The following is a 24,421-nucleotide window of genomic DNA, read 5'->3' as shown; positions in this document are numbered from 1 at the left end:
GACGATCCATCTCTTTGTTCCGGCGTCGGATTTCCCCGAAAAGTGGGCTCCACTTTTCGGGCCGATGCCTAGCCCGCGATCTGCTTGATGCGAGCGATCATCTCGTCCACGGCCTGCTCGGCCGGGACCTTGTCCTGAACCACGCGGTTCACGGCCTTGGCCCAGACGTTCTCGGCGTTCACGGTCGTGAAGTTGTAGTTGTAGACGAACTGGAACGGCACGGTGCCGTCCTTGTACTGCTTGTAGACGACCGCGCGATGCGGGTCCTTGCCATCGGACCAGAACGGCGCCTCGATGCCCTTCAGCGTCGTCGGCACCCAGCGGCCGGCCGAACCCTCGACGAAGGGCCGCAGGTTCTCGTCCTTCATGAAGAAGGCCATGAACTCCTTGGCGCGCTTCTTGTTCTTGGCGTCGGCGAAGATCACCGCCGTCTTGACCGCGGCGAGGTTGGTCATCTTGCTGCCGTCGGCCTTGAGCGGGAACTCGGCCGTGCGGATGTTGTCCTCGTAGTTCTTCTTGGCCTGTGCCCGCTGCTCGGCCGTGAGCGAGGGGTTGTTCATGTCGTCCATGTGCTTGCCGGCGATCGAGATCGTGGCGTTGTGCGTGGCGACGGTGGTGCGGTTGTGGAAGGCGACGTTGTTGTCCGGGTCGAGCCAGTTGACCGAGGACGGCGGCGTGCAGYCGCGCTGGAAGATGTTGGCGTAGGACTTAACCGCCTCGACCATCGCCTTCTTGTTCTCGGGCTGGTCGAGCACAATCTTGCCGTTCTCGTCGACGACCTTGGCGTTATAGGCGTTTGCGAAGGTCAGGAAGGAATAGAAGGTGTCGGAGGCGGCGATGCCCATCGGATGGCCGATGCCATAGATGCGCTTGCCCTTGGCGCGCATGGAACCCTGCACCTTGTCGCACCAGAAATCCCAGTAGCCATCCCAGGTCTTCGGGATGTCGGCCTCCTTGAAGCCGGCCTCCTCCAGCATGTCCTTCCAGTAGGTGATGTGCATCATCTGCTGCTCGACCGGGAAGGCGTAATACGACTTCTTGCCGGCCTTGCCGTTCATCAGGAAGGTGGTCGAGAGCGCCATCGGCTGGAACTCCGACTTCATCGGCTCGATCACGTCGGAGACGTCCTCGAGCTTGCCGTCATAGGCCCATTTGCCGGTCGTGCGGAAATCATAGGTGGTGCAGAAACCGACGTCGGGCGGCGTGCCGGCATCGACCGCGCCGACCGATTTCGTCACGCAATCCTCGGTCGCGTAGAGCGAGAGCTCGACCTTGACGCCCGTCGCCTTCTGGAACTTGTCGACGACTGCGAGCAGCGCGTCGTCCTCGCCCTTGTAGAAGCCCTTGGTGAACCAGGCGGTCAGCGTTTCCTGCGCCGCGGCAGCACCCGACCAGCCGGCGACCACCGCCGCGACCGCCGTGCCCATGGCGAAATGCCGAACCAGTTTCATGTCATACCCTCCCCGTTTAAACCGTTTTAATCCGACGTTTTTGACCGTCTTGCCGGGAGCCTAATCGAAAAGCCCCGCGTGAAACAAGCGGGGGCCCGCTTATAAATACTATTTTTTGAAGCTCCCGGAGAACGCGCCAGCAGCCGGTGTTTGGGAGCTCCGCCTTCATGGAACTGTCATGCACGGGGTCTACCGGCTGCGCCATCTCGCACAGGCGATCCAAGACGGACGGAGACACACATGCAGCGCAAATCCTTGAGCGCCTTCACCTTCGCAGCCGGCCTGGCGGCGACCGCGCTCGCCCCCTCCGCGGCCTCGGCTGCCGAAGGCAAGCTGGTCCTCTACACCAGCCAGCCGAACACCGACGCGCAGCAGACGATCGACGCCTTCAAGGCGAAATATCCGAAAGTCGATGTCTCCTTCGTCCGCGACGGCACGCCGCGCATCATGGCGAAGCTCAAGGCCGAGTTCGAGGCCGGCGCCCCCCAGGCCGACGTCCTCCTCATCGCCGATTCAGTGACGATGGAAGGCCTCAAGAAGGACGACCGGCTGCTCGCCCATGACAAGGCGGACGTCGCCGCCTATCCGGCCGGCGTGCACGACCCCAAGAAGATGTGGTTCGCGACCAAGCTGATCACCACCGGCATAGTCTACAACACCAAGGCCGGGATGAAGCCGACGAGCTGGACCGACCTGACCGAGGCTGAGGCGAAGAACCAGCTCGCCATGCCGAGCCCGCTGAACTCCGGCGCCGCGCTGATCCACACGATCACGCTGACGGGCAACCTCAAGGAGGGCTGGAGCTTCTACGAGAAGCTGAAGGAGAACGGGACGCTGGCCGCCGGCGCCAATGGCGACATCCTGCGGCAGGTCGCGACCGGCGAGAAGCTCTACGGCATGATCGTCGACTTCATGCCGATCCGCGAGAAGGCCAAGGGCGCGCCGGTCGAGTTCGTCTTCCCGAGCGAGGGCGTGTCCGCCGTCAGCGAGCCGGTCGCGATCCTGAAGAGCACCAAGAACTCCGAAGCCGCCAAGGCCTTCATCGACTTCCTGCTGTCGAAGGACGGGCAGGAACTCGCCCTGAAGCAGGGCTATGTCGCTGCTCATCCCGATGTCGCGCTCCCGGCCGGCTACCCGGCGCGCAGCGCGATCAAGCTGATGTCCTTCGACGCGGCCAAGGCGCTGGCCGACGAGGCCGCGGCGCGCAAGCGCTTCAGCTCGATCTTCGAGTGATGCCTGACAGCATGCTAAGGCTGGCGACGAAATGACGCTGGCCATCGACCGAAACGGGAAGCGGGAGCCCGCCATCGCGGCCCCGCTTCTTCCGCGCCTGCGGCTGCCGGACGGCCTCGGCCTGCCGGCGCTCGTCATCGCCGTCGCGCTGCTGCTCGGCGGCCTGCCCTTTTTCCGGTTGATCCTGGCGGCCTTCGCGCCCGGCTGGCAGTTCGCGCCGGAAGCCGCCTTCGCCGAGATGGCGAGCCGCTCCGCCGTAAACGCGACCTGGCACACGCTGGAGACCGCCTGCCTCTCCGCGCTCGGCGCGCTCGTCGTCGGCGGCATCGTCGCGCTGACGCTCGGCGTCACCGATGTCCGAGGCAAGCGCCCGCTCGCCTTCGCCTTCGTGTTCTCGATGATGATCGCGCCGCAGGTCGCCGCGCTCGCCTTCCTCAGCCTGCTCGCACCGAACTCGCCGATCCTGTCGCTTATCGGCCTCGCGCCCGCGCCGGGTACACCGAACCCGCTGCTGGGCCGCGGCGGCATCATCCTGGTGATGGCCCTGCACCATGCGCCGCTCGTCGCGATCACGCTCTGGACCGGCCTGCGCAGCATCCCGCAATCGCTGATCGAGGCGGCGCAGATGGAAGGCGCCTCGAACGCCACCATCACCGCCCGCATCGTCATTCCCGTGCTGCGGCCGCAGATTGTCGCGGCCGGGCTCATCGCCTTCGTCGCGGGCGTCGGCAATTTCGGTATCCCCGCCCTGCTCGGCCTGCCGGTGAACTATCTGACGTTGCCGACGCTGATTTACCGCCGGCTGTCGAGCTTCGGCCCGTCCAGCCTCGGCGAGACGGCGGCGCTCGCGGTATTGGTCGGCGTGGTGGCGGCGCTCGGCATCATCGCGGGAACGCTCGTCGCCAGCCGCCAGCGCGGCAAGGTCGAGATCGAACGGCCGCTCGAACCCTTCTGGCTGCTCGGCTCCGCGCGCCCCTTCGTCGCCGCCGGGCTCTGGTTGCTGCTGGCGCTGAAGCTCGGCCTACCGCTCATCGCCCTGCTCAGCGAAGCGCTGACGCCGGCGCTCGGCGTCGCGCTGTCCTGGCAGACTCTGACCTTCGATAAATTCACCGAGGTGCTGCTGCGGCAGGCGGTGACCATGCGCGCCTTCCGCAACTCGCTGCTCTTCGCCGGCGCCGCAGCGCTGATCCTGGCCTTCCTTGCGATCGCCTTCGCCTATGCCCTCGAAAGGCGGCTCGGCAAGCTGAGGCGCCCGGTCGAGCTGATGATCGAATTGCCCTATGCCTTGCCGGGCGTGGTGCTTGCCATCGCCTGCATCCTGATCTTCCTCAAGCCGCTGCCGCTGATCGGCGTCAGCATCTACGGCACGCCCTTCATCATCCTCTTCGCCTATCTCGCGCGCTTCCTGCCGCTGGCACTGAAGGCGCCCGTCGCGGCCATGGCTCAGATCGAGGCGCATCACGAGGAGGCGGCCAAGCTCGACGGCGCCAATCTCTGGCAGATGCTGCGCTTCATCGTCGCGCCGATCCTGGCGCCTGCGGCAGCGGTGTCGGCGCTGATGGTCTTCCTCGTCGCTTTCAACGAGCTCACCGTCTCGGCCCTGCTCTGGTCCTCCGGTACGGAGACGCTCGGTGTCGTGCTCTTCAGCCTGAAGGAAGCGGGTCTTGCCGGCGAGGCCGCCGCCGTCGCCATCAGCGCATCCACCATCATCCTGGTCGCGATGCTGATCCTCGATCTGCTCGGACGCCATCTGCCGCAGAACATCCTGCCCTGGCGGCTCTAGACCGCGCCACCGGGAGGCAGATCGCGGCGGTTTGGCCGTGACGAAAAATTAAGCTCGGGGACGCCCTAGATGCAGCATGGGTGCCCTTACGATGCTTCAGACCAGACAAGAACCGACAGCCGACGACCGCAGGATTCTCGTCATCGAGGACTCCCGAACCTTCTCGCTGGCGCTGCGGCAGTTCCTCCAAGCGGAGACCGGGCTGCCCGTCACGACCTGCGGCTCCCTCAAGGATCTGAGCGAGATCATCGTCGCGGCGCCCGGCGCCTATGCGATCGCCGTCGTCGACCTCAACCTGCCCGATGCGCCGCGCGGCGAGGCGCTGGACTGGACCGTCACCCACGGCATCCCGTCCGTCGTGTTCACCGCTACCTTCGATCTCGCCACGCGCGGGCGGATCATGGAGCGGGAGGTCATCGACTACGTCCTGAAGGACAATGAATTCGCGCTCAGCAATCTCGTCAACACGGTCAAGCGCGCGCTGAACAACCGCAACACCCGCATCCTCGTCGTCGACGACACACGCACGACCCGCAAGGTGCTCGCCCGCATGCTGTCGATCCAGCAATATGCGGTGGTCGAGGCCGGCTCCGGGCAGGAGGCGCTGACGATCCTGGACGCGAACCCGGACATCCAGCTCGTGGTCAGCGACTACTACATGCCCGACATGGACGGCTTCGAACTGGCGCACCGCATCCGTCGCCGCCATCCGCAGGTCCGGCTGCTCGGCATCTCGTCCTCGACGGATCGGACGACCTCGGCCGGCTTCCTGAAAGCGGGCGCGCACGACTTCGTCTCACGCCCCTTCGTGCTCGAGGAGCTGCAATGCCGCATCGCCTCGAATGTCGAGACGCTGACGCAGCTCAAGCAGCTGCAGGACCTTGCGGCGCGCGACTTCCTGACCGGGCTGTTCAATCGCCGACACTTCTTCGAGCGCGGCCGCAAGCTCGTCGAAGAAGCGCGCGAGATGGGGGTGCCGGTCTCGATCGCCATCCTCGACATCGACCATTTCAAGCGCCTGAATGACCGCTACGGCCATGATGGCGGCGACAGGGCGCTGACGGCGGTCGCGCGCAGCCTGAGCGTCTCGGCCGAGCGCGGCTTCAACCTTCTCGCCCGGGTCGGCGGCGAGGAGTTCGCCATCCTGTTCCCCGGCGCAGATCTCGCTGAAGCGACGCGGCTCTGCGACGACATCCGGGAAGCCATCGCCCGCGAAACGGTGAAGCTGGGCGAGGACACGCTGGCGCTCACGGTTTCGCTCGGCGTCGCCACGATCGGCCCGGAGGACGAGCTCGATATCTGTCTCGGCCGGGCGGATCGCGCGCTCTACGCCGCCAAGCAGAGCGGCCGGAACCGGGTCTGCGCCGACGCGGCCTGAGCCTCCGGCAAGCCGCCTCTCCGCGAGGCGACCTGCCGAAAGCGCGATCGCGTCAGGCGGCTGCGTAGCGCGGCGCCGCATTCTTCGTCTGCGACGCGGCGACCAGCGTCGCGCGCGCCTCGTCGAACGTGGCCCAGAGCGCTTCATCCCCAACGGACGGCCAGGTGATCGTCTCGCCGGCGGCAAGCCCGGCGAGCGCAGCGTCCACCATGCCTTCGGTCGTCATGATCTTCTCGGGGTCGAAACTCGCCAGGGGCACGCCGGCCAGCTCCCAGATCTCGGTCGCCGTCGCCGGCGGATGGACGCTCTGGACCTTCACGGCGGTTCCTTCCAGCTCGGACTGCAGGCCGCGGGTGAAAGCGAGGACATAGGCCTTCGTGCCGCTATAGACCGCGCTGTGCGGCAGCGAATGAAGGCTCAGGATCGAGGCGATATTGACGAGCGTGCCGCGGTTGCGCGCGACGAAGCCCGGCAGCACGGCATGGGTCAGGCGCGTCAGCGCGCCGATGTTCAAGGCGATCTGCGCGGCCGAATCCGAGGCGGGCGCCTGTGCGATCGGCGCGAAACGGGCGATACCGGCATTGTTGACCAGCAGCTCGATATCGTCGCGGGCGGCCAGATCCTTCTCGACGCGCGCGAGATCGGCCTCGTCACCGAGATCGGCGACCAGGATTTCGGCGTTGCGGCCATGGGCGGAGGCGATCCGCCCCGCCACCTCCTCCAGCCGGTCGCGCCGGCGGGCGATCAGCAGCAGATCATAGCCGCGCGCCGCCAGCCTGTCGGCATAGACGGCGCCGATACCGGAGGATGCGCCGGTGACGACGGCGAGCTTGCGATGGGAAGGCGTGCTCATGAGGGAATTCCATTTCATTGAGTACTCAACTTATTTGTTGAGCGCTCAATGAAATGGTGAGGCCCGGACCCTTTTCAATAGTGTTGTGCTCAACCATTTTAGGGGCATGAACAAGAAGCCAGATTCTGGGGCGCCGTTCGGCTGCGTGGACATACCGGAGACGTTCTTCCAGCTCGCCTGCACGAACACGGCCATGCGCCGCGCCACCCGGCGGCTCGGCCAGATCTATGACGATGCCATCGCGCCGCTCGGCCTGAAGGCGACGCAGTTCGGCCTGCTCGTCGCCATCGACGGCCTGACGGAAGACGGAAAGGGGCCGACGCTCAACGAGATCGCTGCCCGCCAGCTCATCCAGATCTCGGCCCTCACCCACGCATTGCGGCCATTGGTGCGGGACGGGCTGGTCGCACTGCACGCCGATCTGGAGGACCGCCGCAGCAAGCGGGCGGTCTTGACGCCGGCTGGCGAGGGGCGCCTGCAGCAGGCCGTCTCGCATTGGGCTCAGGCCAATGGCCGGGTCGAGGCGACGCTCGGCCCCGGCGTTGCGGAAGGGCTGCGGGCGCTTGCCGATCTGATCTCGTCCGAGAGCTTCCTCGATGCCTATCGCAGCGGCCGGCCGCTCGACCCGCCACGCCGCGGCTGAGGAAAAGCTGCGCCGCGGGCTATTCGGCCGCAGTGCGCTGCTCCTGTCTCGGCTCGCCCAGCATCAAGGCACGCGACGCCTTCGCCTCGCGCACGACGAAGTCGACGATCGCGCGCACCCGCGCCACATCCTTCAGATCGGCATGCACCAGCAGCCAGAAGGAGCGCGTGATCTGCACCGTCTCGGGCAGCACGGGCACGAGGCGCGGCTCACCCTCCGCCATGAAGTGGTGGATCACGCCGATGCCGGCGCCGGCCACCACCGCATTCATCTGCGCGATGACGCTCGAGCTCTGGACATGGGCGCGCAAGCCCTTGGCGACCTCGTCGAGATAGTCGAGTTCGGGCGTGAAGATCAGGTCGTCGATATAACCGACGATGCGATGCTCGAAGAGATCGTCGGGCTTGGTCACCGGCGGCATCGACGCGAGATAGTCCGGCGAGCCGTAGAGGCCGAGGCGATAGTCCGAGAGCTTGCGGGCGACGACCTTGCCCTCCTTGGGGGGCGCCAGCGTGATCGCGACATCGGCCTCGCGTTTCGACAGCGAGAGCAGCCGGGGCATCGCGATGAGCTGGATTTCGAGCCCGGGATAGGACCTTGCGAAGGCAGCCAGCCGCGGCGCCAGGAAGGCGGTGCCGAAACCATCGGGCGCCCCGATCCTGACCGTGCCTGACAAAGCCATGTCGGCCCCGCCGATATCGCTCTGGATCGCCAGCGCCTCGGTCTCCATGCTCTCGGCCTTGGCGAGCAGGCGCTCGCCATGCGCGGTCAGCGTATAACCCTGCGGGCGCCGCTCGAAGAGCTTGGCCTTCAGTGCCTCCTCAAGCGAGGTGATCCGGCGCGAAACGGTGGCATGATCGGCGCCAAGCCGGCGGGCCGCAGCCGTCAGGCGCCCGGATCGCGCCACAGCCAGAAAGAAACGGAGATCGTCCCAGTCGAAGCGCTCCAAGGCGTCCTCCCCATATTTGTTTTTTTGCACGACCGACGTTTAACACTCGCTATAGCCGTGCACAAACGAGAATGGTAGGGAGTCGGCAAGATCACAACACCACCAATTCGCAGGGAGGGCGCGATGCGTCAGGTCGGACATTTCATCGGCGGCAAGCAGGTCGCCGGCACCTCGGGGCGCAGCTCCGACATCTTCCAGCCGATGGACGGCAGCGTGATCGGCAAGGTCGCCCTCGCCTCCACCGCCGAACTCGACGCCGCCGTGCAGAACGCGGCGGAAGCGCAGCCGAAATGGGCAGCCGTCAACCCGCAGCGCCGCGCCCGCGTGCTGATGAAGTTCCTCGACCTCATCGCCCAGAACAACGACGAGCTGGCCGAGCTGCTCGCCCGCGAGCATGGCAAGACCATTCCCGACGCCAAGGGCGACATCCAGCGCGGCGTCGAGGTCGTCGAATTCTCGCTCGGCGTCCCCAACCTGATGAAGGGCGAGTTCACCGACGGCGCAGGCCCCGGCATCGACATCTATTCGCTGCGCCAGCCGCTCGGCGTCGTCGCCGGCATCACGCCGTTCAACTTCCCGGCGATGATCCCGCTCTGGAAGCTCGGCCCCGCGATCGCCTGCGGCAACGCCTTCATCCTGAAGCCCTCCGAGCGCGATCCGGGCGTGCCGATGCGCCTGGCGGAACTGTTCATCGAGGCGGGCGGCCCTCCCGGCATCCTCAACGTCGTCAACGGCGACAAGGAAGCGGTCGACGCCATCCTCGACCATCCCGAGATCAAGGCCATCGGCTTCGTCGGCTCGACGCCGATCGCCGAGTACATCTACGCCCGCGGCTGCGCCAATGGTAAGCGCGTGCAGTGCTTCGGCGGCGCCAAGAACCACATGGTCATCATGCCCGACGCCGACATGGACCAGGCGGTCGACGCGCTGATCGGCGCCGGCTACGGCTCCGCCGGCGAGCGCTGCATGGCGATCTCAGTCGCGGTTCCCGTGGGCAAGGCCACGGCCGACGAGCTGGTGAAGCGCCTGATCCCGCGCGTCGAGAGCCTCAAGGTCGGCCCTTCGACCGATCTGACGGCCGATTACGGCCCCGTCGTCACCAAGGCGGCGATGGAGAAGATCAAGTCCTATGTCGACATCGGCTTGCAGGAAGGCGCGACGCTCGCCGTCGACGGACGCGGCTTCAGGATGCAGGGCTACGAGAACGGCTTCTATGTCGGCGGCTGCCTGTTCGACAACGTCACCAAGGACATGCGCATCTACAAGGAAGAGATCTTCGGGCCGGTGCTGTCGGTCGTGCGCGCCGACAGCTATGACGAGGCGCTGAAGCTCACCAACGACCACGAATACGGCAACGGCACCGCGATCTACACCCGCGACGGCGATGCCGCGCGCGATTTCGCCTCGAAGGTGCAGGTCGGCATGGTCGGCATCAACGTGCCGATCCCGGTTCCGCTCGCCTACTACACCTTCGGCGGCTGGAAGCGCTCCTCTTTCGGCGACCTCAACCAGCACGGCCCGGACTCGATCCGCTTCTATACCAAGACGAAGACGGTGACCGCGCGCTGGCCGAGCGGTATCAAGGACGGCGCCAGCTTCGTCATCCCGACGATGAACTGACGGCGCCACCGGCGGAGGAGGCCATGGAGCGATCGCTGCGCATCATCGCATCGTCGCTCGCCCTCCTCTGCGGGTCGACGCTGCCCGCGCCGGCCCAGCCGTCCGCGGCGGAAGCCTCGCCGCCTTTCGACGACGCTTCGTGCGAACCTGGGCTCATCGAGCACATGACGCTCGATGAAGCTCAGCAGCGTCACTGTCGCCAGTTGCTGCAGGGCCGGATCGAGGCGATGCGGCAGCGCAGCCGGGAGCATGTCCGGCAGGTGATCGAGGACAATCGGATCAGGCGGGAGCGCGAGGCCAGCCTGTCGCCTCCGCCTTCCCCACCCGTGACGGTCGAGAGCTTTATCAGCCGCGGCGACCTCGCCTATGGCGACGTGGTGGTGACGGATGGCGGACCGCGCGTCTTCGTCGGCAAGCCGGGCGAGCCGCCCGCTCCCGACGATTTCGTTGCGCTCGACGCGCCGCGCTCGCCCCATCGCGGCCGCACCAGACCCTATGACGGAGCCTATCCCGAGCGCCGGCAGATCGTATCGCCGAAGCCGCAACGGACGGCTCCCAGCTTTCAGGAGCGCCAGCCTTGAGCCCGTTTTCCCTGACCGAAGACCAGATCGCCATCCGCGATATGGCGCAGGATTTCGCCGCAGAGACGCTCGCCCCCCATGCAATGCGCTGGGACGAGGAGAAGCATTTCCCGGTCGAGGAGATGCGCGCGGCCGCAGCGCTCGGCATGGGTGGCATCTATATCCAGGAGGATGTCGGCGGCTCCGGCCTCTCGCGCCTCGACGCCGCCCTGATCTTCGAAGCGCTGTCGACCGGCTGCCCGACGGTCGCGGCCTATATCTCGATCCACAACATGTGCGCCTGGATGATCGACCGCTACGGCTCCGATGAGCAGCGGCAGCGCTTCCTGCCGAAGCTGTGCACGATGGAGCACCTCGCCAGCTATTGCCTGACCGAGCCCGGCGCCGGCTCCGACGCCGCCGCGCTGAAGACCAAGGCCACGCTCGACGGCGACCATTACGTCCTCGACGGGCAGAAGCAGTTCATCTCCGGTGCCGGCGTCTCCGACATCTACGTCGTGATGGCGCGCACCGGCGAACCCGGCCCCTCGGGCATCTCGACCCTCGTCGTCGAGAAGGACACGCCCGGCCTCTCCTTCGGCGCCAACGAGAAGAAGATGGGCTGGAACGCCCAGCCGACCCGGGCGGTGATCCTGGAGAATTGCCGCGTGCCTGTGGCGAACCGGCTCGGCCCGGAAGGGATCGGCTTCAAGATCGCCATGGCCGGCCTGGACGGCGGGCGGCTCAATATCGGCGCCTGCTCGATCGGCGGCGCGCAGGGCGCACTCGACAAGGCCATCGCCTATGCCAAGGAACGCAAGGCCTTCGGCTCGGCCATCGCCGATTTCCAGGCGCTGCAGTTCAAGCTCGCCGACATGGCGACCGAGCTGGAAGCGGCCCGCACCTTGCTGTGGCGCGCGGCCTCGGCGCTCGACGCCAAGGCGCCGGACGCGACCAAGCTCTGCGCCATGGCCAAGCGCATCGCCACCGATACCGGCTTCGACGTCGCCAACGACGCCCTGCAGATCCATGGCGGCTACGGCTATCTCGCCGATTACGGCATCGAGAAGATCGTCCGCGACCTGCGCGTCCACCAGATCCTCGAAGGCACCAACGAGGTGATGCGGATGATCGTGGCGCGCGGGCTGGTCGGGCGGGCGAAAGGGAATTGACGCCGAACGGCAATCCGCGATCGCAAGACGAGAAAGCGCTTTTTTCTGATGACGGTCTCGGGCCTGCTCTTCGAGCAATCCGAGATGGCACCAAGAACGACGAGAGGAAACGCAGCATGACCAACATCGCCTTCATCGGCCTCGGCAACATGGGCGGCCCGATGGCCGGCAACCTCGTCAAGGCCGGGCACAGCGTCAAAGCTTTCGATCTCGTGCAGGCGTCTAAGGATGCCGCCGCGGAGATGGGAGTCGGGATCGCGGATTCGGCCAAGGACGCGGTCGCGGATGCCGAGGTCATCGTCACCATGCTGCCGGCCGGCAAGCATGTGCTCTCGGTCTGGGCCGATATCCTGCCGGCGGTGAAGCCCGGCACGCTGCTGATCGATTCCTCGACCATCGACGTCGAGAGCGCGCGCAAGGCGCATGCGCTCGCTGGCGACCATGGCTGCCTCTCGCTGGATGCCCCGGTCTCGGGCGGCACCGGCGGTGCCAAGGGCGCGACGCTGACCTTCATGGTCGGCGGGACGGAAGAAGCGTTCGGACAGGGCGGGCCGATCCTCGCCAAGATGGGCCGCAAGATCGTGCATTGCGGCGGCGCCGGCAACGGACAGGCCGCCAAGATCTGCAACAACATGATCCTCGGCATCTCGATGATCGGCGTCTCCGAGGCCTTCGTGCTGGCCGAGAAGCTCGGCCTGTCGCATCAGGCACTGTTCGATGTCGCCTCGACCTCGTCGGGCCAATGCTGGTCGCTGACGACCTATTGCCCGGTGCCGGGCCCGGTGCCGACCTCGCCCGCCAACAACGACTACAAGCCGGGCTTCGCCTCGGCGCTGATGCTGAAGGACCTGAAGCTGTCGCAGGAAGCGGCGCAGGCGGCCGGCGCCTCGACGCCGCTCGGTGCTGCCGCGGCACAGCTTTTCGGGCTGCACAATGCCTGGGGCGAAGGTGGCACGGATTTCTCCGGCATCATCCATCTCCTGCGCGGGCGCGGGCAGGCGTGAGACGCGCTTGCGCGGCGGGGCTGAGCGGGTCTAGACCCGAGTCATGAACGACGCTCCCGCCCGCCGCGAACGCTCCTCCCAGACCGGGTTCGCGATCAACCGGCTCGACCGGCGCGAGGATTTGCGCAGCAAGCCCGACGCGGTGACGGCGCTCCGCCACCGTTCGGACACGCGCATCGTGGCCGTGGCCGGCGAAACGCCGATTCTCAAGCGCCTCGACGGCGACGCCTTCTCGGTCTGGTTCAGCCATGGCGAGACCGAGATGCTCGGCCCTGCCGCCGAGGAAATCTTCCTCGGCATGACCGAGGACGGCACGCCACGCTTCGCCCGCCTGCTCGACAAGGCCCTGATCGAGCCCTTGAAGGAGCGGCCCGAGCTGCTGCTGACCGATCTGCGCTCGGTCGCGCTCAAGCGCATCGTGCCGGAGGACGAGGTCGGGCCGCTCGGCGAGGCCAAGGCCGTGCTCGACTGGCATGCCCGCCACCATTTCTGCGCGCAATGCGGCGGGCCGACCGTGGCCGGCGCCTCGGGCTGGCGGCGCGAATGTACTGCCTGCGGCGCGATGCATTTCCCGCGCACCGATCCCGTCGTGATCATGCTGGTGACGCGCGGCGATGCCTGCCTGCTGGCCCGGCAGGCCCGCTTCGCACCGGGCATGTATTCCTGCATCGCCGGGTTCGTCGAGCCGGGCGAGACGCTCGAGGACGCCGTCCGGCGCGAAAGCTGGGAGGAGGCTGGCCTCAGGGTCGGCGCCGTCCGCTACATCGCCTCGCAGCCCTGGCCCTTCCCCTCCTCGATCATGATCGGCTGCATCGCCGAGGCGCTCGGCGACGAGATCACGCTCGACATGACCGAGCTGGAAGCCGGGCGCTGGTTCCCGCGCGAGGAAGTGCTGCAGATGCTGAACGGCGAGCACCCGGACGGTCTCGCATGCCCGCAGCACATCGCCATCGCCAATACGCTGGTGCGAGCCTGGGCGCTCGAGGGCGAGCGTATCTGACGCACCGCGCGCATTGCGCCATCCCACTGAAGACCAGCCTTTGCGGAGCCTTGAATGACGGACCCGGCCAACGCCTTCGTTCCCGGGCCCCGCGCCCGCCTTGCCGGCCGTCCCGGTGGTCCGCTGTCGGGATTGACCTTCGCGGTCAAGGATTTGTTCGACGTGGCCGGAGTGCCGACCGGCGGCGGCAACCATGACTGGGCCAAGGCGAATCCCATCCCGGAGCGCCACGCCTCGGTCGTGCAGACGCTGCTCGACGCCGGCGCCGACCTGATCGGCAAGACGATCACGGACGAGGTTTCGCTCGGCATCCTCGGCGAGAACGCCTTCGACGGCACACCGCTCAACAGCGCCGCGCCCGATCGGGTGCCGGGCGGCTCGTCCTCAGGCTCGGCCGCAGCCGTTGCCGCGGGCTTGTGCGACACCGCGCTGGGCACGGATACCGGCGGTTCCATGCGCGTGCCGTCGAGCTTCTGCGGCCTCTATGGCATCAGGCCGACGCATGGCCGGCTCGACCTGACAGGGTTGATGCCGCAGGCGCCGAGCTCGGACACGGTCGGCTGGTTCGCACGCGACGCCGAGACCTTCGCGCGGGTCGGTACTGTCTTGCTCGGCGAGAAGCCGGGGCCGCTGCCGACGAAGCTGCTCATCGCGGTCGATGCCTTCGCCTTCGCCGATCCCGAAGTCGGCGCCGCGTTGCGGCCGATGGTCGAGAAGCTCGAACGGATCGTCGGGCCGGGGCGCGAGGAGATCATGGCCCCGCAGGGCCTCTCGGTCTGGGCGCGGGCGCAGCGCAGCCTGCAGCCGGTCGAAGCCTGGCAGACCTTCAAGCCCTGGATCGAGCAGCACAATCCGCGCATGGCCTTCAGCGTCGTTGCCGGGCTGATCGCGGGCTCCCAGGTTCCGGCGAGCGAGCGCAACTGGGCGGCGCTGATGCGCGAGGAGGCAAGGGCGCGGCTTCGCCACCTGCTGCCACCCGGCACCATTCTCTGCCTGCCGACCACGCCGTTTCCCGCGCCCTTGCGCGGCCTCTCCACGCCTGTTCTGCAGCCGATGCGAGACCGCATCACCTGCCTTTGCGCCCAAGGCGGCCTGACCGGCTCGCCGCAGGTTAGCCTGCCCGGCGCGACGATCGACGGCGCGCCGGTCGGCCTCTCGATCATCGGCGGGCGCGGCACCGACGCCAGCCTGATCGCCGTCGCCCAAGCCATGGAAGCTATCGCGTGACCGACTTGACCCCGAACCTGCCCGAAATCGTCGCCGAGATCAGCGCCCTGTTCGAGCGCTACGAGCAGGCGCTGGTCGACAAGGACGTCGATGTACTCGACGCGTCCTTCTGGAACAGCCCGCACACGATCCGCTATGCGCTGGGAGAGAACGGCTACGGCTTCTCCGAAATCCATGCCCATCGCGTCGCCCGTCCGCCGGGGCCGGGCATCAAGGAGAAGCGGATTCGGCTGGAGATCCTGACGCTCGGCCGCGACCTTGCCACGGTGAACCTCGAATTCAAGGTGCGCGGGCGCGAGGTGGTCGGCCGCCAGAGCCAGACCTGGGTGCGCTTCCCCGATCAGGGCTGGAAAGTCGTCTCGGCCCATGTCTCGACGATGGAGGGGCCACGCCCCTGGTAAGGCCGGTTTCAGGCGGATTTGACGCCGGGCGCGACGAGCGAAGCGGACGCTTCGGCGACCACGCCGGCTCTTAGGCACCTTGTCTTTAGCACTCCTTAACCATCAAGGGCGCCCCCTTGCATGGTCGATAGGGCTTCCGGGGGGCTCGGAAAGGACCGCGACCATGCATAACCTCGATCCTGAACAGGCTATCGTGGAGCAACTCGTCGGCCTGCCTGTCGCCGACGTCGAACGTGATCTGATTCTCGCCACGCTGCGCGAAACCGGTGGCAACCGTACTCATGCCGCCGGTCTGCTCGGCATCGCCATCCGCACGCTGCGCAACAAGATCAACAGCTATACGGCCGAGGGCTATGACGTGCCCGAAGCGCTCCAGACGTCGGGGCAGTGATGGCCATGCGCCAGACTTCCGCGGACGGGATGGCGGCCGGCCATCTCGTCGCCTCGACCACCACGGCGGCACTGCTGCGCTGCCTTCTCCACAAGCGCGTGCTGACGCCGGCGGATATCCGGGAGATCTACGAGACGGCGCTGCTCCTGCTCGAACAGCAGCAAGGCGCCACACCGGAACATGCGGCCGCCTTCATTGCCGCGCGTGCGGCGATCGAGGACGGCCTCGCCCGCTGATCGGCGGGCGCCGCCGCGGCCTGGCAACCCGTCGGCAGCGCCTTACTCGGCGGCTTCCTCGATCGTCGAGCGGAACTCGTTGGCGGGATAGACGCCCATGATCTTCATCTCCTTGGAGAAGTAGGAGAGCTCATCGAGCGCGCGCCGGAGCGCCGGATCGTCGGGATGCCCCTCGACATCGGCATAGAACATGGTCGCGGCGAAAAGGCCGTCGACCATGTAGCTTTCCAGCTTCGTCATGTTGACGCCGTTGGTGGCGAAACCGCCCATCGCCTTGTAGAGGGCGGCGGGAATGTTGCGGACGCGGAACATCAGCGTCGTCACCGTCTTGCCGACGCCCTGACGGGCATATTCCGGATATTTCGAGAGCACGACGAAGCGAGTGGTGTTGTGCTTCTCATCCTCGATGTCCTCCATCAGGATATCGAGCCCATAGACCTCCGCCGCGATGCGCGGGGCGATCGCCGCGCGGGTCACGTCGCCGGCTTCCGCGACCTGGCGGGCGGAGCCGGCCGTATCGGCCGCGACCTCGGCCTTGAGGCCCAGCTTGCGGATGATCTTCCGGCACTGGCCGAGCGCGTGGATATGGCTCTGCACCGTCTGGATCGTCGCCAGCGTTGCACCCGGAACGCCCATCAGGTGAAAGCGGATCGGCAGGAAATGCTCGCCGATGATGTGCAGGCCCGAGCGCGGCAGCAGATGGTGGATGTCGGCGACGCGGCCGGCGATCGAATTGTCGATCGGGATCATGCCATAGCGCGCCTTGCCGTCGCTGACCGCGGCGAGCGCATCCTCGAAGGTGGCGCAGGGCAGGAGCTCACAGTCCGGAAACACCTGGAGAGCCGCCTGGGAAGAGAAGGCTCCGGGCTCACCCTGGTAGGATACGACGAAGGACATTGGACGCTCAGGCTCCTCAACGGGACTTCAGGATCGCGCGGGCGCGATCGAGATCGGGCGGTGTATCGACGCCACGCGGCACGTGGTCGATGACCATGACGTCGATGCGCATGCCGTCTTCGAGCGCGCGCAGCTGTTCAAGCTTCTCGCGCAGCTCGAGCGGCGACTGCGGCAGGCTGACGAAGCGGTCGAGCGCGGCGCGGCGATAGGCATAGAGACCGACATGATGGTAGAGCGGCCCCTCGCCCGCCGGCGCGGTCGCGCGCGTAAAGTAAAGCGCACGCATATGGCCGGGAGCGATCTCGCTGCCGATGAGCTTCACGACGCTCGGCGCCGTCTTCTCCTCCTCGTCGGTGATCACGCCTGCAAGCGTCGCGATATCCACAGCCGGATCGGCAAGCGGCTTCACCGCGGCGGCGATCGCAGACGGCTCCAGCGTCGGGAAATCGCCCTGGACGTTGACGATGATGTCGTAGCGCCGCTGCGGGTCCAGGATGTCGGCGGCTTCCTTGATGCGGTCCGAACCCGTCTGGTGGTCGGCGCTGGTCATCACCGCCTTGCCGCCGGCCGCCTCGATGGCGGCGGCGATCTCAGGCGTGTCGGTCGCCACCGCGACATCTCCCACGCCAGCTTCGACGGCCCGGCGCCAGACATGCACGATCATCGGCTCGCCGTTGATGTCGGCGAGCGGCTTGCCGGGCAGGCGCGTCGCCTGCATGCGGGCGGGAATCAGGATCAGCGGATTCGACATGTTTCCGGGTGGGCTCGGCTGGAGGGCCGCAGATCGCGGCGGGCGGCGTCAAAAAGTCTCAAAGCGGAGCGTGCTTATACGAGTTGCAATGAAGCGCGCAAAGCGGTTAAGCAACGGCGGAGGCTGGAGGCTTTCGAGACTTCGGCTATGCGCTATCTCGTCTCCCGGGCTTCGGCCGCGGAGGGCACCAAGGTTCGGATACGATGAATATCGAAGCCAACAAGATCGCCGGCGCGGTTCTCTCCACGCTGCTTGTCGTGATGAGCCTCAACATGGCGGCGGGCATCGTCTTCGCGCCGAAGAAGCCTGCCGTGACCGGCTTCGATCTGCCGAGCGAAGAGCCGGCCGCCGCAGGCGGTGGCGCCGCTGCGGCTGCAGCCGAGGAGCCGATCGCGGTGCGCCTCGCCAAGGCCGACCCGGCCAAGGGCGAGAAGGCCACCGGCGCCTGCAAGGCCTGCCATACCTTCGAGAAGGGGGGCGCCAACAAGGTCGGCCCGCATCTCTTCGACGTTTATGGCCGCAGCGAAGGCTCGGTCGCGGGCTTCGGCTATTCGGCCGCGATGAAGGGCCGCAACGACAAGAGCTGGGACGCCGACGCTCTCGACCACTTCCTGAAGAACCCGAAGGCCTATGTGCCCGGCACCGCGATGGCCTTCGCCGGCATCAGCAAGCCCGAGACCCGCGCCGACGTGGTCGCCTATCTCAACACTCTGGCGGACGCGCCGAAGCCGCTGCCGAAGCCCTGAGCGGCCGGGCACTGCGACCATTCGCTGCTGACAAGCCGGGCTTTTGCCCGGCTTTTTGTTTGGCCACGCCTTGCTCCCGCCTTCGGCTTGCCCGCACAATCCGATCCTTGCCCATCCTTGCCGGCCATTGCCGTATCCAGCCGCGCGGGCGAGATAGGAAGGCTGCGAATCAGACGGGAGACGCGAAACGATGGCGATGCGCATCACACGCCGCAGGTTGCTGGAAGCCGCAGGTGCCGCGACTGTCGCGGGAGCCCTGCCCGGCCTTCCCGGAGCGGCGCTGGCGCAGGATGCCGAGTCGCATGGGCTCTCGACCTTCGGCGAACTCGCACTGCCGCCGGACTTTCCGCATTTCGCCTATGTGAACCCCAAGGCCCCGAAAGGCGGCCTGCTGACGGTCCAGATCAAGCGGGCCGGCGGCAACCAGAGCTTCGACACCTTCAACACGCTTAACACCTTCGTGCTCCAGGGCGATGGCGCGGCCGGCATGGATGCCTGCTTCGACAGCCTGATGGCCGGTTCCGGCGACGAGCCGGGCTCCCTCTACGGGCTGCTGGCGAAGAGCGTCGCAGTCTCGCCGGACAAGCTGACCTATCGCTTCCGCCTGCGGCCCGAAGCGCGCTTCCATGACGGCGCGCGGGTGACGGCACGAGACGCCGCCTTCTCGATGAACATCCTGAAGGCGAAAGGCCATCCCTCCTTCCGGCTGATCCTGAACGAGCTCGTCTCGTCCGAGGCCGAGAGCGACGACATTCTCGTGGTGAAGCTCTCAGCCAAGCGTAGCCGCGACCTCCATCTCGTCGTCGCCGGCCTGCCGGTGTTCTCGGAGAAATACTGGTCGACGCGGGATTTCAGCGCCTCGACGCTGGAACCGCCGCTGGGTTCGGGCGCCTACAAGGTCGGGCGCTTCGAGCAGGGCCGCTTCATCGAGTTCGAGCGGGTGCCGGACTATTGGGGCAAGGACCTGCCGGTGAACGTCGGCACCAATAATTTCGACCGGGTGCGCTGGGAGTATTTCCGCGACCGGCAGGTGGCGTTCGAGGCGTTCAAGAGCGGCGTCATCACTTTCCAGGAAGAGTTCACCTCCCGCATCTGGGCGACGGGCTATGATTTCCCGGCGCTGCACGAGGGCAAGGTCAAGAAGGAGGCGCTGCCGAAGACCGAGCCGGTCGGTTCGCAGGGCTGGATCTACAACACCCGGCGCGAGAAATTCGCCGATCCGCGCATTCGCGAGGCGCTGGGGCTCGCGTTCGACTTCGAATGGACGCGCAAGACCATCATGTTCGGCTCCTATGAGCGCATGACGTCCTATTTCGAGAACTCTGATTCCAAGGCGGTCGGCAAGCCCTCGCCGGAGGAGCTGGCCCTGCTGGAGCCCTTCCGCGGCAAGGTGCCGGACGAGGTCTTCGGCGAGCCCTTCCTGCCGCCGGTCTCGGACGGCTCGGGCAGCGACCGCAACCTGCTGCGCAAGGCCGACGAGATGCTGCGTGCCGCCGGCTGCAAGCGCGACGGCAATGTGCTGAAGCTGCCGAACGGCCAGCCCTTCGAGATCGAGTTCCTCGATTCCAACCCGGCCCTGCAGCCGCACACGCAGCCCTTCCAGGCCAATCTCAAGCGCCTCGGCATCAACGCGACCTCGCGCCTCGTCGACCCCGCCCAGTATCAGCGCCGAATCGACGAGTTCGACTTCGACATCATCAGCCGCGCGCTCTCGGGCAGCGCGATCCCCAGCGACACGCTACGCGTCGTGTTCGGTTCGGAAGCGGCCAAGACGAGGGGGTCGCGCAATGCCGCCGGCATCTCCAGCCCCGCCATCGACGCGATGATCGAGAGGATCGGCCAGGCGCACAGCTATGCCGAGGTCGTCGTCGCCGCGAAATGCCTCGACAGACTGCTTCGCGCCGGGCGCTACTGGATTCCGATGTGGTGGAACGACGAGGAATGGCTGGCCTATTGGGACATGTACGACCGGCCGCAGACCAAGCCGAAATTCTCCTCCGGCGCTCCCGCGATCTGGTGGTACGACGCCGAGAAGGCCAAGCGGATCGGAAAGGCGTGATGGTGCGGACACTCGCCGTCATTCCGGGGCTTCGCGAAGCGAAGAGCCCGGAACCCAGAACCAATGTCACTGATCGACGGGGCGCAAACGGTTTCTGCTTCTTGATGAAGGGTATCGGTTCTGGATTCCGGGCTCAGGCCTGCGGCCTGCCCCGGAATGACGGCGGAGCCCCATGCTGAGCTATATCGCCCGGCGCCTCGCGCTCATGGTGCCGACGCTGTTCGGCATCCTGCTCGTCTCCTTCGTCATCGTGCAGTTCGCGCCGGGCGGCCCGGTCGAGCGCGTGATCTCGCAGCTCCAGAACCCGAACAGCGGCGCGTCCGACCGCGTCGGCGGCGGCCAGATGGGCGATGCCGGGGCGCAGGGCGAGGCCTCCGCCTATCGCGGCGCGCAGGGGCTCGATCCCGCCTTCATCAAGGAGCTGGAGAAGCAGTTCGGCTTCGACAAGCCGGCGCATGAGCGCTTCCTGAAAATGCTCGGCGATTACGCCCGCTTCGATTTCGGCCGCAGCTATTTCCGCGATGCGCCGGTGCTGCAGCTCATCAAGGAGAAGCTGCCGGTCTCGATCACGCTCGGCCTGTGGATGACGCTGATCTCCTACGCCATCTCCATCCCGCTCGGCATCCGCAAGGCGGTGAAGGAGGGCTCGCGCTTCGACACCTGGACCAGCGCCGTCGTCATCGTCGGATACGCGATCCCGAGCTTCCTCTTCGCCATTCTGCTGATCGTGCTCTTCGCCGGCGGCTCCTTCTGGCAGATCTTCCCGCTCAGGGGCCTGACCTCGGACAACTGGTCCGAGCTCAGCCTCTTCGGCAAGGCGAAGGACTATCTCTGGCACATCACGCTGCCGGTGCTGGCCATGGCGCTCGGCGCCTTCGCCACCTCGACGCTGTTGACGAAGAACTCGTTCCTCGACGAGATCCGGAAGCAGTACGTGCTGACCGCGCGGATGAAGGGGCTGTCGGAACGCGGCGTGCTCTACGGCCATGTCTTCCGCAATGCCATGCTGATCGTCATCGCCGGCTTCCCCGGCGCCTTCGTGCACGCGCTCTTCGCTGGCTCGCTGCTGATCGAGACGATCTTCTCGCTCGACGGGCTCGGGCTTCTCTCCTTCGAGGCGATCGTCAACCGCGACTATCCCGTCGTCTTCGCCAATCTCTACATCTTCTCGCTGATCGGCCTCGTCGTGCACCTGATCACCGACCTGACCTATAGCTGGGTCGATCCCCGCATCGACTTCGAAAGCCGGGAGGCGTGAGCATGAGCGACACGCTGATCGACGCTCCGCCCCCGGCCCTGCGCGGCGACATTCCGCTCGCGCCGGCCGAGGCCAAGCAGGGCTGGCTCAAGCTCTCGCCGATCAACCGGCGCCGGTTGAACAACTTCAAGGCCAACAGGCGCGGCTGGTGGTCGCTCTGGCTCTTCCTCGCCCTGTTCCTGCTCTCGCTGGTCGCGGAGTTCATCGCCAACGACCAGCCGCTGGCCGTGCGCTACAAGGGCGAATGGCTGTTCCCGGTCGCGATGAACTATCCGGAGGAGAAGTTCGGCGGCTTCCTCGCCACCACCGATTACCGCGACCCGGTGATCGCCAAGGAGATCGCCGCCAACGGCTTCGCGATCTGGCCGCCGATCCGCTACTCCTACCGCACGCATAATCTCGACCTGCCCGTCCCCGCCCCGGCCCCGCCGACCTGGATGCTCAAGGACGAGCAGTGCAAGCCGATCGCGCAGCGCACAGGTGGCTCCACCTGCCGCGACCTCGAATGGAACTGGCTCGGCACCGACGACCAGGGCCGCGACGTGGTCGCGCGATTGATCTACGGCTTCCGCATCTCGGTGCTGTTCGGGCTGATCCTGTGCGCCTTCTCCTCGGTGATCGGCATCGCCGCCGGCGCCATCCAGGGCTATTTCGGCGGCTGGACCGACCTGATCTTCCAGCGGCTGATCGAGATCTGGACCTCTATCCCCGCGCTTTACCTGCTGATCATCGTGGCCGCCATCATCACGCCGAGCTTCTTCGTGCTGCTCGGCATCCTCCTGCTGTTCTCCTGGGTGGCGCTGGTCGGCGTGGTGCGGGCCGAGTTCCTGCGGGCGCGCAACTTCGAATATGTGCGGGCGGCGCGCGCGCTCGGGCTTTCCAATCGCACGATCATGGTCCGGCATCTCCTGCCCAACGCGATGGTGGCGACGCTGACCTTCCTGCCCTTTATCCTCAACGGCTCGATCACCACGCTGACATCGCTCGACTTCCTCGGCTTCGGCCTGCCGCCGGGCTCGCCCTCGCTTGGCGAGTTGCTGGCGCAGGGCAAGGCGAACCTTCAGGCGCCCTGGCTCGGCCTCTCCGGCTTCGCCGTGATTGCATTGATGCTGTCGCTGCTGATCTTCATCGGCGAAGCGGTGCGCGACGCCTTCGACCCGCGGAAGACCTTCGCATGAGCGCGCCGCTTCTCTCCGTCGAAGACCTCTCCGTCGCCTTCCGCCAAGGCGGGCGCGAGACGCTCGCGGTCGACCATATCTCCTTCTCCGTCGCCAAGGGCGAGACGCTGGCGCTGGTCGGCGAATCCGGTTCCGGCAAATCGGTCTCGGCCCTGTCGATCCTGAAGCTCCTGAACTATCCGGCGGCGCATCACCCTTCCGGCAAGGTGCTGTTCAACGGGCAGGACCTGATCGCGGCCGACGAGAATGCGATGCGCAAGGTGCGCGGCAACGACATCACCATGGTGTTCCAGGAGCCGATGACCTCGCTCAACCCGCTGCACCCGATCGAGCGGCAGATCGGCGAGATCCTCGAACTGCACAAGGGCCTGCGCGGCGAGAAGGCGCGCGCCCGGACGCTGGAGCTGTTGGAACTCGTCGGCATCCGCGAAGCCGCGAGCCGGCTCGGCGCCTATCCGCACCAGCTTTCCGGCGGGCAGCGCCAGCGCGTGATGATCGCGATGGCGCTCGCCAACGAGCCGGAGTTGCTCATCGCCGACGAGCCGACGACGGCGCTCGACGTCACCGTGCAGGCGCAGATCCTGAAGCTGCTCAAGGAGCTCCAGGGCCGGTTGGGCATGGCGATGCTGTTCATCACCCACGATCTCGGCATCGTCCGGCGCATCGCCGACCGGGTCTGCGTGATGCTGAAGGGCAAAATCGTCGAGCAGGGTCCGGTCGCGGAAATCTTCGCCAACCCGCAGCATGACTATACCAAGCGCCTGCTCGCAGCCGAGCCGAAGGGGCGCCCTGAGCCGGTGCCAGCGGACGCCACGACATTGCTCGAAGCCGGGCCGGTCAAGGTCTGGTTCCCGATCAAGTCAGGCCTGATGCGCCGCGTCACCGGCTATGTGAAGGCGGTCGACGGCATCTCGGTCAAAGTCCGCGAGGGCGAGACGCTGGGCGTGGTCGGCGAGTCCGGCTCGGGCAAGACGACGCTTGGCCTCGCCATCCTCAGGCTGATCTCCTCGGAGGGGCCGATCGTCTTCCTCGGCGATCGCATCGACGGGCTCTCCAGCCGCGAGGTCAGGCCGAAGCGCAAGAATCTGCAGGTCGTCTTCCAGGACCCCTACGGCTCGCTCTCGCCGCGCATGTCGGTCGCCGAGATCGTGGCGGAAGGGCTCGCGATCCAGCAGCCGGACCTCACCTATCCGCGCCAGCGAGAGATCGTGGCGCAGGCGCTCATCGATGTGGGCCTGGATCCGGCGGCGATGGACCGCTACCCGCACGAGTTCTCCGGCGGACAACGCCAGCGCATCGCGATTGCGCGGGCCATGGCGCTCAATCCCAAATTCGTCGTGCTGGACGAGCCGACCTCGGCGCTCGACATGTCCGTCCAGGCGCAGATCGTCGAATTGCTGCGCGGACTGCAGGCCAAGCGAAAACTGGGTTATCTCTTCATCAGCCACGACCTCAAGGTCGTCAGGGCGCTGTCGCACCGGGTGCTGGTGATGCAGAACGGCAAGGTCGTCGAGGAAGGTCCGGCGGAGGCGATCTTCGCCCAGCCGCGCGAGGCCTACACACAGGCGCTGCTGGCGGCCGCGCTTAATCTCGAACCGGCAGTCGCCAGCGCCGCCGCCGTGAGGGAGTAA

At 66.7% G+C, this 24,421-nt stretch carries 23 protein-coding genes; 18 read left to right on the top strand and 5 right to left on the bottom strand.

From position 1 onward, the window contains the following. Window positions 1-68: 68 nt before the first annotated feature. Window positions 69-1,451, bottom strand: coding sequence for an ABC transporter substrate-binding protein (locus tag AC1DVA_RS00690; protein ID WP_476804634.1), 1,383 nt, complete (start codon window positions 1,449-1,451; stop codon window positions 69-71). A 240-nt stretch (window positions 1,452-1,691) separates the two neighbouring features. Here AC1DVA_RS00690 and AC1DVA_RS00685 point away from each other — a divergent pair, with 240 nt between their 5' ends. From AC1DVA_RS00685 to AC1DVA_RS00675, 3 genes are all read left to right on the top strand, one after another. Further along, on the top strand, window positions 1,692-2,684 hold the full coding sequence (locus AC1DVA_RS00685; protein WP_476804633.1) for an ABC transporter substrate-binding protein: 993 nt from the start codon (window positions 1,692-1,694) through the stop codon (window positions 2,682-2,684). 31 nt (window positions 2,685-2,715) lie between these two features. Beyond that, window positions 2,716-4,467, top strand: coding sequence for an ABC transporter permease (locus AC1DVA_RS00680; RefSeq protein WP_476804632.1), 1,752 nt, complete (start codon window positions 2,716-2,718; stop codon window positions 4,465-4,467). A gap of 91 nt (window positions 4,468-4,558) precedes the next feature. After that, window positions 4,559-5,845, top strand: coding sequence for a GGDEF domain-containing response regulator (locus tag AC1DVA_RS00675; RefSeq protein ID WP_476804631.1), 1,287 nt, complete (start codon window positions 4,559-4,561; stop codon window positions 5,843-5,845). Window positions 5,846-5,897: 52 nt separating this feature from the next. Here the strand turns inward: AC1DVA_RS00675 and AC1DVA_RS00670 are convergent, their stop codons facing one another. Next, the gene (locus AC1DVA_RS00670; RefSeq protein ID WP_265052023.1) at window positions 5,898-6,698 is read right to left on the bottom strand and encodes an SDR family NAD(P)-dependent oxidoreductase; all 801 of its coding nucleotides are present in this window, start codon (window positions 6,696-6,698) and stop codon (window positions 5,898-5,900) included. A 193-nt stretch (window positions 6,699-6,891) separates the two neighbouring features. Here AC1DVA_RS00670 and AC1DVA_RS00665 point away from each other — a divergent pair, with 193 nt between their 5' ends. Next, a complete protein-coding gene (locus AC1DVA_RS00665) occupies window positions 6,892-7,341 on the top strand; it encodes a MarR family winged helix-turn-helix transcriptional regulator (protein WP_265052022.1) in 450 nt (149 codons plus the stop codon). Window positions 7,342-7,360: 19 nt separating this feature from the next. Here AC1DVA_RS00665 and AC1DVA_RS00660 read toward each other — a convergent pair whose 3' ends face one another. Continuing rightward, window positions 7,361-8,290: a LysR family transcriptional regulator gene (locus AC1DVA_RS00660; RefSeq protein WP_476804630.1), complete on the bottom strand. Its 930-nt coding sequence runs from the start codon at window positions 8,288-8,290 to the stop codon at window positions 7,361-7,363. A gap of 123 nt (window positions 8,291-8,413) precedes the next feature. On the opposite strand from AC1DVA_RS00660, the gene AC1DVA_RS00655 reads away from it, so the two are divergent. From AC1DVA_RS00655 to AC1DVA_RS00615, 9 genes are all read left to right on the top strand, one after another. After that, window positions 8,414-9,910 carry a CoA-acylating methylmalonate-semialdehyde dehydrogenase gene (locus AC1DVA_RS00655; protein WP_476804629.1) on the top strand — a complete coding sequence of 499 codons (1,497 nt, stop codon included), beginning with the start codon at window positions 8,414-8,416 and terminating at the stop codon, window positions 9,908-9,910. A 23-nt stretch (window positions 9,911-9,933) separates the two neighbouring features. Beyond that, window positions 9,934-10,491, top strand: coding sequence for a hypothetical protein (locus AC1DVA_RS00650; RefSeq protein ID WP_476804628.1), 558 nt, complete (start codon window positions 9,934-9,936; stop codon window positions 10,489-10,491). Next, on the top strand, window positions 10,488-11,642 hold the full coding sequence (locus tag AC1DVA_RS00645; RefSeq protein WP_476804627.1) for an isobutyryl-CoA dehydrogenase: 1,155 nt from the start codon (window positions 10,488-10,490) through the stop codon (window positions 11,640-11,642). Before AC1DVA_RS00650 ends, AC1DVA_RS00645 begins: the two co-directional genes overlap by 4 nt. Before the next feature lie 116 nt (window positions 11,643-11,758). Continuing rightward, window positions 11,759-12,646, top strand: coding sequence for a 3-hydroxyisobutyrate dehydrogenase (gene mmsB, locus AC1DVA_RS00640; RefSeq protein WP_476804626.1), 888 nt, complete (start codon window positions 11,759-11,761; stop codon window positions 12,644-12,646). Between the two features lie 43 nt (window positions 12,647-12,689). Beyond that, window positions 12,690-13,646, top strand: a complete 957-nt coding sequence (gene nudC, locus AC1DVA_RS00635; RefSeq protein WP_265052016.1) for an NAD(+) diphosphatase — start codon at window positions 12,690-12,692, stop codon at window positions 13,644-13,646. A 54-nt stretch (window positions 13,647-13,700) separates the two neighbouring features. Then, entirely contained in the window at window positions 13,701-14,873 is a 1,173-nt protein-coding gene (locus AC1DVA_RS00630; protein WP_476804625.1) for an amidase, read from the top strand. Continuing rightward, on the top strand, window positions 14,870-15,274 hold the full coding sequence (hpxZ, locus tag AC1DVA_RS00625; RefSeq protein WP_320109535.1) for an oxalurate catabolism protein HpxZ: 405 nt from the start codon (window positions 14,870-14,872) through the stop codon (window positions 15,272-15,274). Before AC1DVA_RS00630 ends, hpxZ begins: the two co-directional genes overlap by 4 nt. 163 nt (window positions 15,275-15,437) lie before the next feature. Beyond that, a complete protein-coding gene (locus AC1DVA_RS00620) occupies window positions 15,438-15,665 on the top strand; it encodes a helix-turn-helix domain-containing protein (protein ID WP_442864902.1) in 228 nt (75 codons plus the stop codon). Window positions 15,666-15,670: 5 nt separating this feature from the next. Continuing rightward, window positions 15,671-15,901, top strand: coding sequence for a hypothetical protein (locus AC1DVA_RS00615; RefSeq protein ID WP_265052014.1), 231 nt, complete (start codon window positions 15,671-15,673; stop codon window positions 15,899-15,901). Window positions 15,902-15,943: 42 nt separating this feature from the next. Here AC1DVA_RS00615 and AC1DVA_RS00610 read toward each other — a convergent pair whose 3' ends face one another. Both AC1DVA_RS00610 and AC1DVA_RS00605 read right to left on the bottom strand, forming a co-directional pair. Beyond that, a complete protein-coding gene (locus tag AC1DVA_RS00610; RefSeq protein WP_265052013.1) occupies window positions 15,944-16,798 on the bottom strand; it encodes a prephenate dehydratase in 855 nt (284 codons plus the stop codon). A gap of 16 nt (window positions 16,799-16,814) precedes the next feature. Then, window positions 16,815-17,549, bottom strand: coding sequence for a 3-deoxy-manno-octulosonate cytidylyltransferase (locus AC1DVA_RS00605; RefSeq protein WP_265052012.1), 735 nt, complete (start codon window positions 17,547-17,549; stop codon window positions 16,815-16,817). Between the two features lie 203 nt (window positions 17,550-17,752). Here AC1DVA_RS00605 and AC1DVA_RS00600 point away from each other — a divergent pair, with 203 nt between their 5' ends. From AC1DVA_RS00600 to AC1DVA_RS00580, 5 genes are all read left to right on the top strand, one after another. After that, complete coding sequence (locus AC1DVA_RS00600) at window positions 17,753-18,295, top strand: c-type cytochrome (RefSeq protein WP_265052011.1); 543 nt, start codon at window positions 17,753-17,755, stop codon at window positions 18,293-18,295. A 190-nt stretch (window positions 18,296-18,485) separates the two neighbouring features. Further along, complete coding sequence (locus AC1DVA_RS00595) at window positions 18,486-20,354, top strand: extracellular solute-binding protein (RefSeq protein WP_265052010.1); 1,869 nt, start codon at window positions 18,486-18,488, stop codon at window positions 20,352-20,354. A gap of 172 nt (window positions 20,355-20,526) precedes the next feature. Next, window positions 20,527-21,612 carry a microcin C ABC transporter permease YejB gene (locus AC1DVA_RS00590; protein ID WP_265052009.1) on the top strand — a complete coding sequence of 362 codons (1,086 nt, stop codon included), beginning with the start codon at window positions 20,527-20,529 and terminating at the stop codon, window positions 21,610-21,612. 2 nt (window positions 21,613-21,614) lie between these two features. Beyond that, window positions 21,615-22,790 (top strand): ABC transporter permease, encoded by a 1,176-nt coding sequence (locus AC1DVA_RS00585; RefSeq protein WP_476804624.1) that lies wholly within the window; start codon window positions 21,615-21,617, stop codon window positions 22,788-22,790. Further along, complete coding sequence (locus AC1DVA_RS00580) at window positions 22,787-24,421, top strand: ABC transporter ATP-binding protein (RefSeq protein ID WP_476804623.1); 1,635 nt, start codon at window positions 22,787-22,789, stop codon at window positions 24,419-24,421. Before AC1DVA_RS00585 ends, AC1DVA_RS00580 begins: the two co-directional genes overlap by 4 nt.

This window comes from Allobosea sp. P4_C6, assembly GCF_056402015.1.
Note: the sequence above shows the minus strand (reverse complement) of the source record. Positions and strands in the feature narration are given on the sequence as shown.

What these genes read in the sequence shown, in the direction of transcription:
- AC1DVA_RS00655 (WP_476804629.1), top strand. Translation starts at nt 8,414, where the DNA reads ATGCGTCAGGTCGGACATTTCATCGGCGGCAAGCAGGTCGCCGGCACC.
- AC1DVA_RS00680 (WP_476804632.1), top strand. Translation starts at nt 2,716, where the DNA reads ATGACGCTGGCCATCGACCGAAACGGGAAGCGGGAGCCCGCCATCGCG.
- AC1DVA_RS00665 (WP_265052022.1), top strand. Translation starts at nt 6,892, where the DNA reads ATGCGCCGCGCCACCCGGCGGCTCGGCCAGATCTATGACGATGCCATC.
- AC1DVA_RS00685 (WP_476804633.1), top strand. Translation starts at nt 1,692, where the DNA reads ATGCAGCGCAAATCCTTGAGCGCCTTCACCTTCGCAGCCGGCCTGGCG.
- AC1DVA_RS00600 (WP_265052011.1), top strand. Translation starts at nt 17,753, where the DNA reads ATGAATATCGAAGCCAACAAGATCGCCGGCGCGGTTCTCTCCACGCTG.
- AC1DVA_RS00670 (WP_265052023.1), bottom strand. Translation starts at nt 6,698, where the DNA reads ATGAGCACGCCTTCCCATCGCAAGCTCGCCGTCGTCACCGGCGCATCC.
- AC1DVA_RS00585 (WP_476804624.1), top strand. Translation starts at nt 21,615, where the DNA reads ATGAGCGACACGCTGATCGACGCTCCGCCCCCGGCCCTGCGCGGCGAC.
- AC1DVA_RS00630 (WP_476804625.1), top strand. Translation starts at nt 13,701, where the DNA reads ATGACGGACCCGGCCAACGCCTTCGTTCCCGGGCCCCGCGCCCGCCTT.
- AC1DVA_RS00620 (WP_442864902.1), top strand. Translation starts at nt 15,438, where the DNA reads ATGCATAACCTCGATCCTGAACAGGCTATCGTGGAGCAACTCGTCGGC.
- mmsB (WP_476804626.1), top strand. Translation starts at nt 11,759, where the DNA reads ATGACCAACATCGCCTTCATCGGCCTCGGCAACATGGGCGGCCCGATG.
- AC1DVA_RS00650 (WP_476804628.1), top strand. Translation starts at nt 9,934, where the DNA reads ATGGAGCGATCGCTGCGCATCATCGCATCGTCGCTCGCCCTCCTCTGC.
- AC1DVA_RS00605 (WP_265052012.1), bottom strand. Translation starts at nt 17,549, where the DNA reads ATGTCGAATCCGCTGATCCTGATTCCCGCCCGCATGCAGGCGACGCGC.
- AC1DVA_RS00675 (WP_476804631.1), top strand. Translation starts at nt 4,559, where the DNA reads ATGCTTCAGACCAGACAAGAACCGACAGCCGACGACCGCAGGATTCTC.
- AC1DVA_RS00615 (WP_265052014.1), top strand. Translation starts at nt 15,671, where the DNA reads ATGCGCCAGACTTCCGCGGACGGGATGGCGGCCGGCCATCTCGTCGCC.
- AC1DVA_RS00610 (WP_265052013.1), bottom strand. Translation starts at nt 16,798, where the DNA reads ATGTCCTTCGTCGTATCCTACCAGGGTGAGCCCGGAGCCTTCTCTTCC.
- AC1DVA_RS00590 (WP_265052009.1), top strand. Translation starts at nt 20,527, where the DNA reads ATGCTGAGCTATATCGCCCGGCGCCTCGCGCTCATGGTGCCGACGCTG.
- nudC (WP_265052016.1), top strand. Translation starts at nt 12,690, where the DNA reads ATGAACGACGCTCCCGCCCGCCGCGAACGCTCCTCCCAGACCGGGTTC.
- AC1DVA_RS00595 (WP_265052010.1), top strand. Translation starts at nt 18,486, where the DNA reads ATGGCGATGCGCATCACACGCCGCAGGTTGCTGGAAGCCGCAGGTGCC.
- AC1DVA_RS00580 (WP_476804623.1), top strand. Translation starts at nt 22,787, where the DNA reads ATGAGCGCGCCGCTTCTCTCCGTCGAAGACCTCTCCGTCGCCTTCCGC.